The sequence below is a fragment of the Vibrio sp. JZG10 genome (genome assembly GCF_054064075.1).
Genome location: NZ_JBSUGE010000012.1, coordinates 79,609 through 96,411, shown reverse-complemented (window position 1 = coordinate 96,411; position 16,803 = coordinate 79,609). Strand labels below are relative to the sequence as shown.

Sequence of the window (16,803 nt, the reverse complement as noted above, 5' to 3'; positions counted from 1 at the left end):
CTTACTGATAAAGTGTTGAGTTAGCTGGCGTCAACCTGCTCTGAAGTACTTTGACGTCCCTTTTTCTGATTAAGCTCATCAATCACGTAATCCGGAGCTACTTTCTTAAGTTCCGCTAAACACTGTTCAGACTTGGGGTTATCGTACCGAATGTAGATATCACACACTGCATAAAGCTGCTCCGGCGCGCCAGAGATCAAATAAGCTTTTTCAAAAGCGTCCACAGATTTTTTAAGATCTAACTCTTCTTGCAGAACACCATTTAAGTACCAAAAATAACTGTTGTTCTTTGCCATGTTAGCGGCCTTTTCAATTTCGCTAGCGGCATCATGCTTCTCACCAAGTCTTACTAGCGCCAATGACTTCGAGTAATGCAAAGCAGCGTTATCAGGAAAAAGTGTGATTGCTTCATCAAGTACTTGGATAGCTTGTCGATCTTTTTGTTGTGCTCGAAAATTGTCCGCGTAGCTTAACCAGACTTGCGGGTTACTTGGCATCAGCTTGGTTAGCTCTGGATAAATCAATGCCGCTTTGTCCCACTCTCGATGCCAACGATATACATCGGCAAGGAGTAATCTAGAAACGTTGTCAGTTTTCTGCGACAAGTAGGATGTTAAATCAGTCACCGCGCCTTCAAGTAACTGTTGCTGCTCCGAACTTAAACTGGCGTAATCTCGAACCAAGTTTATCGCTGCGGTAATTCGAACCATTGCATCGTCATCACTTAGCAACGGGGAAACCAGACGCCAGCGATGCTCTATCATATAGGGTTGAGCTCCTACAATTGCTGCTTCACGAATTCCAGCATCTGCATCTTTCAAACCACGAGCGACGGCAACCAAAGCGTTTTGGCTGGGGTAGTTGGCTAGTTCACGTAAAGCATCAATACGCTTTTCTGAAGACAACTTCTTGTTTTGTGCATCATAAGACAATTTTTCGACTTGCTGTGCTAGCGTCATTGATTCTTCTTGAGATGCTATCTCAACGGGTGAAACTCTATCTGAATTGAGCGGAGGTTTATCTTGAGCCCAAGCGCCTTGGCTTAACGCTACACTCAGCGTGAAAGTTAAAAGTGACTTCGTAAAACGCGTTATCTTTTGCATTGATGAGACCTTACTTTTATAAAACTGGACCAGTTGAATCTTAGAACTTAGTGTCAAAAACAGGTCGATTAGACGCTTTCAGGTGTAAAACCTTATCGCTGTATTTACCGTGTACCACAGGGTTGCCCATCGCTCGTAAAATGTACGCCATTGATTTGTCGACATGCGCAAAAAACTTCTTCCAACCTGCACATAGATAGTTAAGGCCAGGCTCACCTTTTCTGGTGCGAATAAAGCGGTTTTTAGGGCATTCTCCAAAACATGCAAACTGATAATCGCAATGAACACACTGCTGAGGCAGTGTACGACTTTTAGCAAACCCGAATTTCTGCTGGTCAGGGCTATAAGCGAGAGTATCGAGTTTTTCGCGGTGAATATTTCCGACCTTGTATTCCGGGTAAACATAGTGGTCACACGCAAAGACATCACCGTTTGGTTCCATTGCTAAACCTTTGCCACAGATTTCACCTAGCGTGCATAGTGGGTTTTTGCTTCCCATCCATGTTTCCAAACTTGCTTCAAAATACTGTACAAAAACGTTACCAATATCATGCACGACCCACTCATTGAATATCGCGATAAGAAAGTTACCCCATGCTTCATCCGCCACACAAAATGGCTCGACAACCGAATCCTTGTAACCGGGAATCAGACGTTTATCACCTTGCATCAGTTGCTCATTGGGCTTCCAAGTTTGTGGCGCTGTTGTTCTGAAAGTTTTCTGCTCAACAATCGGAATAAACTGCATTTGAGGGGAACGTACTTCATCTCGTAAGAAGCGATACACTTCCAATGGGTTACGGCTGGTCAAGTTGTTCACACACGTGAGCGTTGCAAACTTCACTTCATGCTTATGTAATAGCTCAACGGCGTTCATCACTTGTTTAAATGTTCCTCTTCCTGCTCGATTTGTTCGGTAAGCGTTGTGCATCATCTCAGGGCCATCGATGCTTAAACCGACAAGAAAGTGGTTCGCTTTTAGAAACTCGCACCACTCATCATTAAGAAGCGTGCCATTAGTCTGAAGATCATTAGAGATCGTAATACCATGAGGGCGGTATTTATCTTGTAATTCAACAATTCTTTTGAAGTAATCCAACCCCAGCATAGTTGGCTCTCCACCTTGCCAAGAGAAGATAATTTCAGGTGTGTTCTGTCCTTCTATGTATTGGCGGATATAGCTCTCTAAGGTTTCGTCATCCATTATTGGCGAGCACCCTTGCTTATATTCCAACAAATCTTGTTTGCTTAAGTAATAACAATAAGTGCAATCGATGTTGCAGGCAGTACCAATGGGCTTTGCCATCACATGTAAACGCTTAGATGCTTTTCCGTTGAACTGCGGCCCTTGAGTTATGTGCATTCATCACCTTCTTAGTTGCTAACCTGTCCCCAATGATGTCAAACCTAATCATCGAGTTAATCGCCTAGGGTGATGATAATGTTCAATTATTCTCGGCGCTTGTTATAGTGTGTATAACCGTTTGTTATGGTTTTGCTTGCTAGACTTTTTGACCAAAGTCGTTGACGGAGTTGCCGAATGAAGCATCCCAAAAGTAAGATTATTTCCTTTGTCTCAGCCATATCGGTCACGCTGATAATTAGTGGGTGTGCAACAACCCCACCAAACTCTCTCGCTCAGAAAATCGATCAAGATATGGTTCTTGTCGAAGGTGGGCAGTTTACGATGGGCGCAGATAATCCATCAGCCAAAAAGTCAGAGGGCCCAGCTCGCACTGTTAACGTTGATGGATTCTATTTGTCAAAATTCGAGGTAACTCAATCGCTCTTTGAAGCTATCACAGGCTCCTCTCTGAGCTACTTTCGAGATCCAAATACACCCGTCAATAATATTAGTTGGCAACAAGCCAATTATTTCATTAAGAAATTGAATGAAAAAACGGGAGAGCATTACCGTCTACCAACAGAAGCAGAATGGGAGTTTGCCGCTAAAGGCGGAATTTTAAGTAAAGGCTTCACTTTTTCTGGATCAAACAATATTGACGAGGTGGCTTGGTATGCGAATAACTCGCACAATAAGGCTCATAAGGTAGGTCAAAAGCAACCAAACGAGCTCGGGTTGTACGATATGACAGGTAACGTAGGCGAGTTTGTTATTGATGCTTTTGACGAAGGTTATTACAAAACAGCGCCCAGTGATAATCCGGTAAACGCAAAAGAGGAAAAAGAAAGCCTTGCACACAAGTCTGTACGTGGCGGCAGCTTTGCTTATGACGCAGACGAATCTGAAAACTATCGCCGCGATTTTGCCAGCCAATCCGTCATTATGTCTGACATGGGCCTTAGACTAGCGAAAGACGTAGACTAAACTAAGTAGAGAAAGTGGCGCGATAAAGGCTCCACTTTTTACTATTGGTGTTTAATCTCTACAGATTCGTAATAGGTGCTTTCAGCTGATCAATAGCCTGCTTAGGAGCATAATTACTCAGCTCTTTTAGACACCTATCGAAAGCAAAAGCGACAGCGCCTTTTTTATGATTTCTCGCTAGAACTTCGCATTGAGCATATAAATGTTGAGGGTTCCCACCAACTTTAAACGCAGTCTGCAATGCCTTACTGGCTTCCAGAACGTCACTTTTTTCCAAAGCTAGACCATAAACATACCAGTAGTGAGCGTTAGTCTTTCCTAGTTCTGCGGCATGTTTAAGTAGAGCTTTGGCCTCATCTTCCTTGCCTTGGCGTAACAAAGAAAGACCGGCACTGTAAGGTAATGAGCTGGATTTAGGCTGAGCTTTCATCCCTTGTTGTAACACCCAGAGCGCAGCTTTTTCTTTCCCAAGGCGTCGATACAGGTCCGATAAATTCACGTAACTATTTTCGAAATAAGGCTCGATACTTATCGCTTCTTGGTATAACGCAATTGCCTTATCGATTTCGCCTAAGCTGCGGTATACATTTGCCAAATTGGTTCTACCAAAACCACGATCGGCGTTAAACTTTTGAATGTCCATGTACTCTTCAAGCGGTGGTTGAATCCTATCTTTTTGTAACGGCGTCATTTGCGCATAGCTGGTCACTAATACCGAAGCCGCCTCCGCCCTCACTGAAAGTACGGGATCATCCAGCAGTGGTTCTAAAATTCGCCATCGATCATGAAACTCATAACCAGACGAGCCCGCGACTGCGCCGAGCCGAATCATTTCATTCTCATTTTTAACGGCCCTTGCGAGCGAAACAGTCGTATTTTGGTCAGTATTGCCGCCCATTCGCTCTAATGCAGAAGCTCGTATGATGTCTTTTAATGATGAATCCTGAGCAGAGTAAGCCAGAGCATTCGCCGCCCCTTTGTGCCCAATTGCATCGGCATAAAACGCGACAGCAAAGTGTTGTTGATTGCGGTATTGAGAGTGAGGAAACCATTCGGCTATCTGCGCATCCGCCCACTGGTTACTCTTATCCTCATGACAAGACGTACATACATTGGGCGTATCGATGTGTTTGCTCAAGTCAGGTCTAGGTACGTGCCAACTGTGGTCTCTACGAGGATCGACTTGCATATAAATCGTTTCTGGCATGTGACAAGTCGTACATTGTGACGCTTTGGATCCCGCTTCATGGAAGGTGTGGTTTTCTGGGGTATATTCTGACGCAATATGACATTGTGAACATACCGCCTCTTCTGGGATGTTTAGTTTTGCCGAATGAGGATCGTGGCAATTGGTGCATGTTACGCCTTTTTCAGCCATTTCAGACTGAAGAAATGAACCGTAAACATAGTCTTCATCGTAAATTTGGCCATCGTGGTAGTAGAGTTCTGGAGTGATCAAGCTTAACCGATATTTATCGAAAAATGAGCCTTGAATGTGATCACCAGTCTCATTTAACTGCGTTCGACGACTGTGACATTGTGCGCACGTCTGAACTTGATTTGTTTCTGCGATTGCTTTTGGTTGTAACGTTCTGTGGCCCTCCTCCAATACCCACTCGGTTACCGCTTTAGATAAATTTCGGTCAAAACCATAGTGACTATCTGTATCGAAAGAGCCTCCTGTAGATGCGACCTTTTTCGCCAACTCGATGTGTCCACTTGCAGGGCCATGACACGCTTCACAACCAACATTGATCTCGGACCAAGACGTATTGTAGGTATTTTTGATTGCGTCATAGTTCTTCTTTACATTGGTCGAATGACAGTCTGCACACATGAAATTCCAATTTTGCCCAGTGTTAGTCCAGTAAAACTCATCAGTCGTTGCTGTCTCTGGATAAAGGTGAAACCAGCGCTGACCACCTTCCGATTTCGTCCTTGAATCCCACGCAAAAGGAATTAGCTGTACACGACCGTCTTCAAACTCCACCATATATTGCTGTAACGGTTCCCAGCCAAATGTGTAGCTAATTTTATAATCATGCCATTGACCATCAGGACCTTGAATATTGACCCAATACTCCTCGCCTTGTCTAAAAAAACGGTTGGGTTGCCCATCATGCGTCACTGTGCGGTTATCAAAATCACCTTGAACAGATTCTGAGTTTGCATGTTTCATTGCCATATCGTGATGAGAGCCCTTCCAAGCCTCCACCTCTTGTTGGTGACATTCCGCGCACGTTTGCGTGCCGACATATTCCAACCCAAGCTTCGTGGTATTTTGGGGACTCTCTATCACTGATGCCTGGGGAAAAAACGAACCACTCACCATGACGATACCCAGAAATAAACACCGAAACCGACCTGCCCACTGACTCATAACTATCCTTAGTATTTAGATGGTGCAACTTGAATCAATATAGTCGCTAACCCCTTGGTTATACAAATAATTAGAAGTGAAAGACCTTCAAAATGAGTGCTCCATTCTTCGTCCCCCGATTAGGGAGTATCTCGGTGTTTTTGCTGAAACTTTATTCGTCTCACCAGCAACCTGCTCTGGTATTCATTAGTGACCCATCTCTATTTTTAAAACCTCCCCAAACCATCAGAATGACAAGTATTTTTCTTTAGAAACAAATAGTTAAATACCCTCAATAACTTATGGTTATAAAGAGTATAAGAGGATTTTTCTATACACATCATTAACTTATGCAGCACCTAAGCACAAGGTTTACTTGTGCTTCTCGTTACTCTCAACCACCTGGAGTTTTTTATGGCAAACCAATTGAGAAAAATCGCAGTAGGCGTCGGACTGTTAGCAACGTCCAGCGCAGCGATGGCGGCAGACAAACCCAACATACTCGCAATTTTCGGTGACGATGTCGGTTACTGGAACATCAGCGCATATAACCAAGGTATGATGCGTTACAAAACCCCTAACATCGATCGTATCGCGAACGAAGGTGCTTTGTTTACAGACCATTACGGCCAACAGTCTTGTACTGCGGGTCGAGCAGCATTCATTACTGGCGAAGAACCATTTCGCACTGGCTTGCTGACAATTGGTATGCCGGGTTCCGACCATGGGATTCCAGATTGGGCACCAACTATTGCTGACTTACTAAAAGACCAAGGTTATATGACAGCTCAGTTCGGCAAAAACCACTTGGGCGATCAAGATAAGCACCTACCTACCAATCATGGTTTTGATGAATTCTTTGGTAACTTGTACCACCTTAATGCAGAAGAAGAGCCCGAAACCTACTATTACCCTAAAGACCCAGAGTTCCGTAAAAACTATGGTCCTCGTGGTGTAATTAAATCTTATGCCGACGGTAAGATTGAAGATACTGGCCCAATGACGCGTAAACGCATGGAACACGCGGACGAAGAGTTCCTCGAAAGCACTTTATCGTTTATGGAGAAAGCTGTTAAAGCAGATAAGCCTTTCTTCATCTGGCATAACTCTACGCGCATGCACGTGTGGACCCGATTACAAGAGAAGTACCGAGGTAAATCCGGTGTTAGCATTTACGCTGATGGCATGTTAGAGCATGACGATCAAGTCGGCGTATTGCTCGACAAACTCGATGAGTTAGGCGTTGCTGACAACACCATCGTTATTTATACAACAGATAACGGCGCAGAGACCATGACTTGGCCTGATGGGGGCGCAACCCCATTCCACGGTGAGAAAGGCACGACTTGGGAAGGCGGTATGCGTGTGCCTCAACTTGTGCGTTGGCCAGGTGTCATTAAGCCAGGAACGAAAATCAACGAAATGATGGCTCATCAAGACTGGTTGCCAACATTGTTGGCGGCAGCTGGCGTTCCTGACGTGAAAGAAAAGCTTGCTGAAGGTTACAAAGCAAATGGTAAAGACTGGCGTGTCCATATAGACGGCTACAACTTCATGCCATACTTCGAGGGAAAAGAAGAGAAAGGACCACGTGAGTCTCTGCTCTACTTCACCTCAAATGGTGAACTAAACGCAGTACGCTGGAATGACTGGAAACTTCACTTTGCAACTCTGGAAGGAAACCTAAGCGACGCCGTGCGATCTGTACCAAACTGGCCTAAGATCATTCACTTACGTGCTGACCCATTTGAAAAAGGTCCTAGCGAGTCACAAATGTACCTACGTTGGATGGCAGACAACATGTGGTTGTTTGTACCAATTCAAGACGTTGTTGGCGACTTCTTTAAAACGTTACCTGAATACCCAATGCAACGCGGTACAACTATGAACCCTGCTTCTTTAAATTACGACTCTTTGCAGATGCAAGAAAAGATGCAGCAGTTAGAAATGATTAAACAGGAAGTGAATAAAGTTAAGTAATTTAATTAATCACTCTAGATTGCGTTACTGAGCCAGCAGAGTTCTGCTGGCTTATATTTGCTGAAGTAAGAACTATTCGTTCAGTTTACTATCGCAAAGAACAAGCATTCTGCCGTAGAGTCCTTTCTTACGAAACCACCTTTATCAAAGACCTGAGCACTTACCACCAGCTTCATCTTAAGTTCGTTTAGACTCATTACTTTCATATTTCAAATAGTTCGTAATCCCTATAGAAATCCTTTTCTCTAGGTGGAATAACCAAATAACCCTATGCGCTCGATAACAAATAGTTGATTTTTTGGAAGCATTGTTTATATCACATGTTGTAACATTGCTTACCTAACGTATTGTAACAAGAGAGAATTGGATGTCTAAAGCGGAATCATCTTCCAGAAAGTTAAGCTTTATTATTATTGGCCTCGTTTTTGTGGTTTGGCTATACAGCTTGTGGGCTGATCGAGTAACACCAATCACTGGCACCGCTCGGATTCATTCTTATCTTGTCCGTATTACTCCAGAGGTTTCGGGGAACCTAACTGAAATCCATGTTCGCAATAATCAAGTCGTCAATGCTGGTGATGTGCTCTTCGAAATTGATCCAAGAGACTATCAAATTAATCTGCGTTCAGCCGAAGCAAACTTAGCCATTGCTGGTCAAAACATTGGAGCCAACACCGCGGCAGTTGAAGTGGCACAAGCTAAGGTCATTGAATCACTCGCAGCTCGTGACAACGCAAGAGAACAAGCAGCTCGCGTAACCGAGCTCGCCGCAAAAGGGGTATTGAGTAAATCTGAGCTAGACAACGCCATCGAAGCCAAAGCACGAGCTCAAGCCACATTAGAGGCAGCAGAAGCGTCCTTAGCTCAAGCCAAGCATAATCTTGGCCCCGAAGGGCAAGATAATCCCCAGATTCTCGCAGCTATAGCAAATCTTGAAAAAGCGCAACTCGACTTACAACGAACGAAAGTGATTGCTCCATCAAAGGGGATCGTTTCTAACTTACAACTCACTGTTGGGCAAAAAGCGACAACTGGATCACCTCTTGTCACTTTCATTGATCCGAGAGGCGTGTGGGTATCAGCGCTTGTTCGCGAAAACTCACTCGAGCATGTTCGTGCGGGACAAAAAACAAAGATTGTGTTGGATGCTTTACCTGGCAGAGTGTTTGAAGGGCGAGTAGAAAGCATTGGTTGGGGTACTGGTGGCAGTAACGACGTTGATCCGAGAACTGGCTTTTTGGTTGCAGACAATAATTCCTTAAATGCACAGCGCTATCCTGTAAATATTGTTTTTGAAGGCGGAGATATTCCCGAAAACGTACGTTATGGTTCGAAAGCAACGGTCGCTTTTTTAACTGAGCAAAGCACCTTTGGAGAGTGGCTGGCGTCTCTCTGGATGAGAGTGTTGAGTATCTGGACTTATGTTTCATAGTTCAGCAAACCCAATCATTAGATTGGTTTTCACTCCGATTCTTTTACTGTTTTACTTACAGTATTCAGGTGCGCCCACTCCCTTTATCGCGCCAATATTCGTTGTGATTTTTCTAACACTGATGCCATCTAAACCCCCGTTCAACATGATGTTGAAATTGCTGGTAATACTCTCACTTCTCAGCTTTGGCATCGTAACTTTAGCAGGAGCGCTCATGAGCTCCCCTAGTGGCTTCTTACTGTTTACTTGGTCACTTCTCTGTTGGAGTTATTACCGAAGTCATCGCGATCCCAAAGACATTGTTTCGACACTCACTTTGATCGTTGTATTGATTATCGTGGTCACAAGCCTACAAATGGGGTTGCCGCTTGAGGGATTGCCATGGGTCTTATTTACTAGTTTCATTGTTGCGTTGGTTGCCACATATATTAGCTTTTGGCTATTCCCTGGGGACGAAAAAGATATACAACCAGACCAAACCACTCTTGATGGTGCAAACGAACATATCGGGCTTATCGTCTTTAAAGCAACCGCATTGTGTGTTGTTTTGTACGCGCTAATATCATCTGGAAGCTCTCAAACGCTATTGATCGCAATAACATTTGGCAGCATGATTAAGCACCCAGTTAATCAAGACAGTCATTCCTTTGGGCGGTATCGAATTATCACTACAAGCCTAGGGATCTTGTTTACTATTCCATGCATGCTTGCAGTAGCCACAGGTGCACCTACTTACGTTGTACTTGGCGTTACCATCTTTTGTGGCCTGCAACTAGCGTGTTTTGCAATACGTCGACAGACACACTTAACCATCTATCAATTGCTTTTTACTAACTTCACTGTGCTGACTTACCAGATTATTAACAATACGGGCATCGAATCATTTTCTGCTCAAATGACTCGATTCGTCTCTATTTCTATCGCTATAGTTCTAGGGGTACTGGTTCTCAATTTATTTAGATCAGAGCAAGAGGTGAAATAACTGCAGCCTCTCTTTCTTAAACTAACAGCGGCTGAGCGATATGAGCTTTCTCATTGAACGAAGCTTGAATAAATAAAAAAGCATCTATCTTATACTCACATACAGAGGATTACTCCCTCCCAATAACCATTAACGTCCAATCAGAAGAAAAGAATTTTTCAAGTAAAAAAACAAGACTCGAATTGAGTCTTGTTTATAAATGTGGTCTGGATGAATACGGTTATGGCGTCGCTTTAAAATCGCGGATTAGCTTCTCCCGATACGCCGTAACAACCCTCATGATAGAGTCTTTTACATCCCCTATTTGCTTAGAGGGTTGACACCAAAGGCCAAAACCAAACTTAAAGCCTTCTAGTAATTCACAGACTTCAACGGGCTCTATATCATTATTAGAAAATTCGGAATGAGCCAGCGTTCTAGGAAGAATCGCCCACCCTAGCCCTGCTTCAACCATTTTTACAACAAGAGCCAACTGATCGACTTCTTCATGATTCGAACTGACGATAACTTTTTCACCCATTCCTTCTTCAATGAAAGATCGCAACACAAATTGCTTGCTATTCCTCAACGCAGTTAACACTTGGTCGGGTGCCATAGAAGCCAGTTCACCACCTTTCTGGACAAAGGGAACAAATTCAAAGTGACCTAAAAACGTCGAGTCTAGACTGTGTATTGCACGGCTATCATGCACATTGACAATACCGAACTGGTACTCACCAGTCGCTAAACCTTCTTTGATCTCGTTACGGTTACGAACAAAAAAGTTAACTCGCATCATCGGAAAATCTGCCGCTAATTGAACACGAAGTAACACCAGCAAACGATGTGGGATGGCACTAGAATAGGCAATGCTGACACTCTCTAAGCCACCATGAGCAAGGCTCAATGCGACTTTGTCAAACGTACGGGCTTGTTCAATTGTTTGCTTTGCATAGTGGTAAAGAAGGCGAGCATCTTCAGTGGGTTCTACGGAACGGCCAACCCGATTAAACAAGCTCACAGCAAGTAAATCTTCTAAATTCGTAATAACCTGCCCGATGGTTGTTCTGTGCTTATTCAATTTTACAGCAGCCTTGCTAAACGAAAGCTCCTCGTAAACAGCAACGAATGCCAATAGTTGTTCAAGACTAAAATTCATAGGTTTTCTTATATCTTAGGGCTACATGGCTAAACTATCACAAGTTATTGAGAATGCTAGCTCGAAAGAGCGACGGTTAACCCGAGGCTTTTATCCTCATCACTAGATACGTAGTTATTCCGCACGTAAATGCGAAAACTTATCGCACTCACACTCTCCTTAAAGCACGTTCGACATCAGACGTAACTCATTACGAACTCTCTAAAAAAATACATTGATGGATTTGATCCTACAAAAGCGATTATTACATTTGTAGGATTTCTCTTATCTTTGTATTCATCAAATAAATAGAGAAAAGCACCATGAACTCAATGCCACATGAACTTGTGTGGGGTGAAGTTTATTTCCCACCCTTGTTGCTGGTTATTGCATTGGCTTACATTCTCACCATTTTGGTTGGAACCGTTGCAACAAAATTAGGGGTACACAAATACGTTGCGTTTCCAGCACTTGCTGAGCTGAGCCTAATTGTGATTTTTACTGGCGTTATTGGTCGATTCATAACCATCTTTTGAGGCAAATTCCGTGATAAAACGTTATCTAATCACATTTTTATTACTGTGTTCCGCTGGCACTGTGATTTTCAGTTACTACCAATCATACTCAAACAATCCTTGGACTAGAGATGGTCATGTCAGCGCGTACATTGTGTCTATAACGCCCCGTGTAACCGGGCAAGTCATCAAGGTGTATGTTGAAGACAACTCCCAAGTTAATGCGGGCGACTTACTGTTTGAGATTGACCCAAGCATTTATAAAGCGTCTTACCACAAAGCCCAGGCGGCTCAAAAGCAAGCCATTGCGTTGTTAGCGAAAGCCAAAAATGAAGAACAACGTGCACTGGAACTAGAAAAGCGTACACCTGGCGCGGTATCGGTGCTGACGTTGAACAATTTGAACAACGCCGTAGAGACAGCAATCGCAAACGTGGAGCTGGCGAAAGCAAACGTCGAAGAAGCAAAACTGAACCTTGATTACACCAAGGTGTACGCTCCAACAAATGGTTACATCACCAATTTTAATCTGCGCACCGGCTCCCAAGTTGTCGCAAACTCACCAGTTGTAGCATTAATTGATGAAGACAGCTTTTGGATCGAAGGCTATTTCAAAGAAACGGATTTAGTTGGTGTTGATCCACAAGATAAAGCATACGTAACCTTAATGATGCACGACGAAATGGTGCTAGAAGGCAAAATCAAGAGCATTGGTTACGGCATCGCGAAGCAAGACGGTAGTACAGGTAACGACCTTCTGCCTAATGTGAACCCTAACTTTCAGTGGATACGCTTAGCTCAACGCATTCCAATTAAAGTGAAATTAGACAACTTACCAAAAGATTTTCAACTACGCGTCGGTATGACGGCATCCATCAAAATCATCAAACAATAAATGCGGTGAAATGTATGTTCAATGCCTCAACCAAAGAAGCAATTAAAGCTGCACTGTCTATCGTTATCGCAATCTGCCTCGCCTTATGGTTTCAATGGGAGAAACCCTATTGGGCAGCGATCGCCGTCGCGGTAATGGCATTAAATGAAAGCTTCGCTCACTCGATAAACAAAGGTCATAATCGCCTAGTGGGAACCCTACTGGGCATTGGCTATGCCTTTTTCCTCATCACGGCATTTTCTCAAGATCGCTTCTTGTTCCTGACTTTTTTTACCCTATTTTTAGGTGTATGCATTTTCATGTCGAGCGACGAAAAGTACGGTTATGTGTTCTCCATAGGCTTTGCTGTGTGCTCTATCATCGCTTGTATGGGAGAGTTTGATAGTCAAGTGACGTTCCATTTCGCAGTACTTCGAATGCAGGAAACTATTCTTGGCATCATTACCTTCTCCGTTGTTTATCGTTTGGTTTGGCCAGTGAATACTGAAGAGAATTTCATTCAACGCTTTGAGAGCAGCCGTGAGGTGTTGCTTAAAGCTATAGACAAACCAAATGACATTGATATTGATGCCCTTGAAACCAACACAGCAAACATTGAGAAGATGTGCCAACTACTGGGATTACCGCTCACGGGCAGTTACCACCTCAAAGAACATCGAAAGCTGTGGCATCAGCGCCTCGAAGAGATGAAACGTATTCAAGAACGATTACTTGAACAAGTGGAAAAGCCCCACTGTGATGATATTGACTGGAAACCTGTGGCTCAAAACCTGACGCTATTTGATATCGCTCAGCCAACCACGCATCTAATTGGTCGTACCTTATTGACTGAACAAGTGAACCAGAAAACATCTTGGCATCGTGAACACAGGACTTTCATACAGCACTTGAAAGAAGACCGCAGAAAGGTTTTACAAGGAATATCGATGTTTATCACCTCGTTATTGGTTTGGATTTATCTCCCTGTACCAGGTGGGTTTATATTCCCTATGTTGGCCGGTGTCTTTTCATCAATAGTACCTACAATGCCTCCTAGCGTTGTTAAAGATGCCTTCTTTGGCGTTTTGGGAACAGGTTCAGTGATACTGCTGCAATACATCTTCTTGATGCCCATGATGACTGAGCTCTGGCAACTAGGGTTATTTTATTTCATCAATATTATTTTGATTTGGGAGGTATTTTCTACACCACAGCTGATGATCCATAGAGTCTTAGGCGTCAATTTATTGGTGGTATTAACCTCAGGCGCACTTAACTTGACCCCGGAGTATCGTATCGAAACACCTTTACTCATGCTGGTAAACATCATGCTCATTTTGATGATCGCCAAGTTATTTAATGACCTGTTTCATCCCCGCGTAACCGCTTAAACAAGCAATTAAACTTAATAAGGAAATGCTTTGAACAATGGGTTAGATCAAATTACGTAATGGCAAATAACACTGCCCGAAAAGGTAAAAATTAACGACCAAACCAACACACTTTGAACAGGAAACATATGAAATATCAGCAGTGGGAATACTTTAATATCACGAAGTGAGAATAATATTTGAGGTTGAAGATCCCAACATGTAGCTAAAGATGCGCCTCTTTTGAGCCGAGGATGCTTGATCAAATACTCAGCATAGGATGAATAAACCGTCCACAACCCTAACAGCCCAAATAACTCGATGATAGAAATAACTTCCAGACTAAATGGCAATAGTGAAGGCCCACCAATGAGTAAGATAATTGCGAAGATCCACATCTTATTTTTCATTACACATCCTTGTTGCTGATTTACGCTTATGTATTACCAATAACAACACCAAGTAAAAGCTGTTGGCCATAAAAACGCAACCCAACGTTGAATTGCTCATTTCAAGCGTTGAGGTTTTCTCTTATACAAATATTTCCACCCACTAGCGCTCACTAAATGCCACTTTACTCGCTAGACTGATAAGTAGAATACCTGAAACACCTTCAAGAGTTCTTGAATAACGTTGAGAGTGTGGACGACTAAATACCCAATTACCCACAGATGCGTACAAAACGTTACATGTCGTCGCAAGTGCGCTGAACAGCAAGCCAAGTACTAATAATTGCATTGATGTTGAGCTTGCAGACGTATCAATAAATTGAGGCAGAAATGACAGGAAGAATAACGCTACTTTTGGATTCAGCACGCTGACAATAACCCCCTGAACAAACACATTTTTATTATTATCAACATTTTTGTTTTCAACGATTTTACTTTCTCCACGCCACATGGACAGTAATGACTGAACACCTAAATAAACTAGGTAAGCGGCCCCTAACCATTTAACAACGCTAAAAGCCAAAGATGAACTCAGAATTATTGCTGACAAACCTAAACATGCCGCTAGTGTATGAAAAAAGTAACCAACACCAAGCCCCAGAGCCGCTTTCAGCCCAGCAGATAATTTACCTTTCATTGTATTGGAAACAATATAAATTACATCAGGTCCAGGAATCATGTTGATAGCGAGACAAGCGACAACAAATAATAATAGTGAGTTTGAATCCATTCTTTTCTCCAAATTAACGTCTTGCGGGATAACATCTCATCGAACTATAAGTAATGCAACGTCTAGGTTTCCGTTGGTTATCAAGGCGTTGACCGTAGTTCATTAACGTGCCTGCCATCGCAGGCCCGGGGCTAGCTATAGCTGATACAACAATCAGTGAATAATTTATCCCTTTCATTTTTACTCTAAGCCTCCACATGAAGTTTTATCAACCCTTATCGCGGAATACTTTATTGAATGTACATCAGAAGCGTAATCCTGATTAAAGCACCAAGTGTCACGAATCAAGCTGGGGATTCTCTGATATTTTACTGCTCCAAAATAACATCAAATCCACCATAAATGAGACGCTTTCCATCAAAGGGCATTGGGTTATTCTCAGGACTCATTCGAGGATCACCCATGATCCGCTGCCACCCTGAGTCCCGAACTTCTTTTGAAGGCCAGACTACCCATGAAAACACAACGGTTTCGTTGCTTTCAGCTTTAACTGCCATGGGAAACGATGTGATCTCACCATCTGGAACTTCACTTCCCCACGTCTCAATAACCTTTAAGGCCCCAAACTCCCTGAACATTTCTGCTGCTATTTTTGCGTGTGCGATATACTTTTCTTTATTCGCTGTCGGTACTGCAGCGACAAACCCATCAATGTATGACATAAGTAAACTCCTTTCATTGGAGTTATAACCATAGCTCAATAAAAAGAATGCACATGATGCCAAATCATAGAAGCAGGTACGTAATACAGCTTGAGAGCTACATTCCTAGCTTGGACTTTATATGCATATTTGAAAGGTATGTGTTTGGATCTAGCTTAGTTAGCGTATTTATAATTTCCAAAACGCTCGAATACTCAATACGTTCCTCTTCTGCATGCCCGATCCCACCTATTGTAAAGTGAGTAAAGCGGTAATCACGATAAACGTTTTGAAGCTGGCTAGAAATATCTTTGAGTAATCTTTTACTGAGGCTGAATGCAGGGTACTCACTATTTTCTGAAAGCTCTGCTGTAGATCCAATAGATACAATATTGCATTTATCGTTAAGTGAACCTAAAGCGTTAAGTTCATTGACTAAATTAAGATACCCAATCGGGCCAACATTCATAAACTCAATCAGTTCGTTTGTTGTCAATTTTGAAGACTCTCCCCACATCGACGCCAAATAAACTATGATGTCAAACTTTACACCTTTGAAGCACGTGTAATCTGGTTTTTTCTCCGGACTAACATCAATACGAACAGAAGCGACTCCATCCTCAACTAGCTTTGATCTAGAAATAGTATAAGTTTCTTTACCCTGTAAGTTCGTAGCCAAGAACCTTCCTAGACCCTTACTACCTCCAACAATTAAAATCTGCATAACCCTGTTCCTTGGTTAAGATTGTCTTTCATATTATCCGGCAAACTGTGCATTAGGCATCACTTTAACGTTTCTGTTGTTTGCTTCTGGCCCTACTTAGTTCTATCTTCAATTTCATCAAATGGTTCAACTGAAATACGCTCTGCAATTTCACTCATCTTCTTCATTTTTTCCGGGTTACTAGTTCCCCAAAACCGC

Annotated in this window: 15 protein-coding genes; 7 read left to right on the top strand and 8 right to left on the bottom strand. The window is 42.9% G+C overall.

What is annotated here, in order from left to right:
- Positions 1–20: 20 nt before the first annotated feature.
- Together ACWYVB_RS14325 and ACWYVB_RS14320 are read right to left on the bottom strand one after the other, a co-directional pair.
- Positions 21–1,103, bottom strand: coding sequence for a tetratricopeptide repeat protein (locus tag ACWYVB_RS14325; protein WP_395206100.1), 1,083 nt, complete (start codon positions 1,101–1,103; stop codon positions 21–23).
- Positions 1,104–1,143: 40 nt separating this feature from the next.
- Entirely contained in the window at positions 1,144–2,466 is a 1,323-nt protein-coding gene (locus ACWYVB_RS14320) for an anaerobic sulfatase maturase (RefSeq protein WP_457529259.1), read from the bottom strand.
- Between the two features lie 177 nt (positions 2,467–2,643).
- Here ACWYVB_RS14320 and ACWYVB_RS14315 point away from each other — a divergent pair, with 177 nt between their 5' ends.
- A complete protein-coding gene (locus ACWYVB_RS14315; protein WP_395206098.1) occupies positions 2,644–3,432 on the top strand; it encodes a formylglycine-generating enzyme family protein in 789 nt (262 codons plus the stop codon).
- 58 nt (positions 3,433–3,490) lie between these two features.
- On the opposite strand, the gene ACWYVB_RS14310 is transcribed toward ACWYVB_RS14315, so the two are convergent.
- Entirely contained in the window at positions 3,491–5,812 is a 2,322-nt protein-coding gene (locus tag ACWYVB_RS14310) for a multiheme c-type cytochrome (protein WP_457529257.1), read from the bottom strand.
- Positions 5,813–6,205: 393 nt separating this feature from the next.
- Between ACWYVB_RS14310 and ACWYVB_RS14305 the strand changes: the two genes are divergently transcribed.
- The 3 genes from ACWYVB_RS14305 to ACWYVB_RS14295 all read left to right on the top strand — a co-directional run bounded on the left by ACWYVB_RS14305 (position 6,206) and on the right by ACWYVB_RS14295 (position 10,185).
- The gene (locus tag ACWYVB_RS14305) at positions 6,206–7,771 is read left to right on the top strand and encodes an arylsulfatase (RefSeq protein WP_176320468.1); all 1,566 of its coding nucleotides are present in this window, start codon (positions 6,206–6,208) and stop codon (positions 7,769–7,771) included.
- Between the two features lie 367 nt (positions 7,772–8,138).
- Positions 8,139–9,203, top strand: a complete 1,065-nt coding sequence (locus ACWYVB_RS14300) for an HlyD family secretion protein (protein ID WP_268979891.1) — start codon at positions 8,139–8,141, stop codon at positions 9,201–9,203.
- Positions 9,193–10,185 carry a DUF2955 domain-containing protein gene (locus tag ACWYVB_RS14295; RefSeq protein ID WP_268979892.1) on the top strand — a complete coding sequence of 331 codons (993 nt, stop codon included), beginning with the start codon at positions 9,193–9,195 and terminating at the stop codon, positions 10,183–10,185. The genes ACWYVB_RS14300 and ACWYVB_RS14295 overlap by 11 nt, the downstream gene beginning before the upstream one ends.
- 220 nt (positions 10,186–10,405) lie before the next feature.
- Here ACWYVB_RS14295 and ACWYVB_RS14290 read toward each other — a convergent pair whose 3' ends face one another.
- Complete coding sequence (locus tag ACWYVB_RS14290) at positions 10,406–11,323, bottom strand: LysR family transcriptional regulator (protein WP_006741502.1); 918 nt, start codon at positions 11,321–11,323, stop codon at positions 10,406–10,408.
- Positions 11,324–11,625: 302 nt separating this feature from the next.
- Here ACWYVB_RS14290 and ACWYVB_RS14285 point away from each other — a divergent pair, with 302 nt between their 5' ends.
- The 3 genes from ACWYVB_RS14285 to ACWYVB_RS14275 are packed head-to-tail and all read left to right on the top strand — an operon-like array spanning position 11,626 to position 14,082.
- Complete coding sequence (locus ACWYVB_RS14285) at positions 11,626–11,838, top strand: DUF1656 domain-containing protein (RefSeq protein ID WP_012841753.1); 213 nt, start codon at positions 11,626–11,628, stop codon at positions 11,836–11,838.
- Between the two features lie 10 nt (positions 11,839–11,848).
- The gene (locus tag ACWYVB_RS14280) at positions 11,849–12,712 is read left to right on the top strand and encodes an HlyD family secretion protein (protein WP_031780619.1); all 864 of its coding nucleotides are present in this window, start codon (positions 11,849–11,851) and stop codon (positions 12,710–12,712) included.
- A 14-nt stretch (positions 12,713–12,726) separates the two neighbouring features.
- The gene (locus ACWYVB_RS14275; protein ID WP_268979893.1) at positions 12,727–14,082 is read left to right on the top strand and encodes an FUSC family protein; all 1,356 of its coding nucleotides are present in this window, start codon (positions 12,727–12,729) and stop codon (positions 14,080–14,082) included.
- 47 nt (positions 14,083–14,129) lie between these two features.
- Here ACWYVB_RS14275 and ACWYVB_RS14270 read toward each other — a convergent pair whose 3' ends face one another.
- From ACWYVB_RS14270 to ACWYVB_RS14255, 4 genes are all read right to left on the bottom strand, one after another.
- Positions 14,130–14,471 carry a hypothetical protein gene (locus tag ACWYVB_RS14270; protein WP_074191397.1) on the bottom strand — a complete coding sequence of 114 codons (342 nt, stop codon included), beginning with the start codon at positions 14,469–14,471 and terminating at the stop codon, positions 14,130–14,132.
- A 142-nt stretch (positions 14,472–14,613) separates the two neighbouring features.
- The gene (locus ACWYVB_RS14265; RefSeq protein WP_256955448.1) at positions 14,614–15,240 is read right to left on the bottom strand and encodes a LysE family translocator; all 627 of its coding nucleotides are present in this window, start codon (positions 15,238–15,240) and stop codon (positions 14,614–14,616) included.
- 308 nt (positions 15,241–15,548) lie between these two features.
- Positions 15,549–15,902, bottom strand: a complete 354-nt coding sequence (locus ACWYVB_RS14260; protein WP_012841750.1) for a DUF1428 domain-containing protein — start codon at positions 15,900–15,902, stop codon at positions 15,549–15,551.
- 97 nt (positions 15,903–15,999) lie between these two features.
- Complete coding sequence (locus ACWYVB_RS14255) at positions 16,000–16,605, bottom strand: hypothetical protein (protein ID WP_268979894.1); 606 nt, start codon at positions 16,603–16,605, stop codon at positions 16,000–16,002.
- Positions 16,606–16,803: the final 198 nt, after the last annotated feature.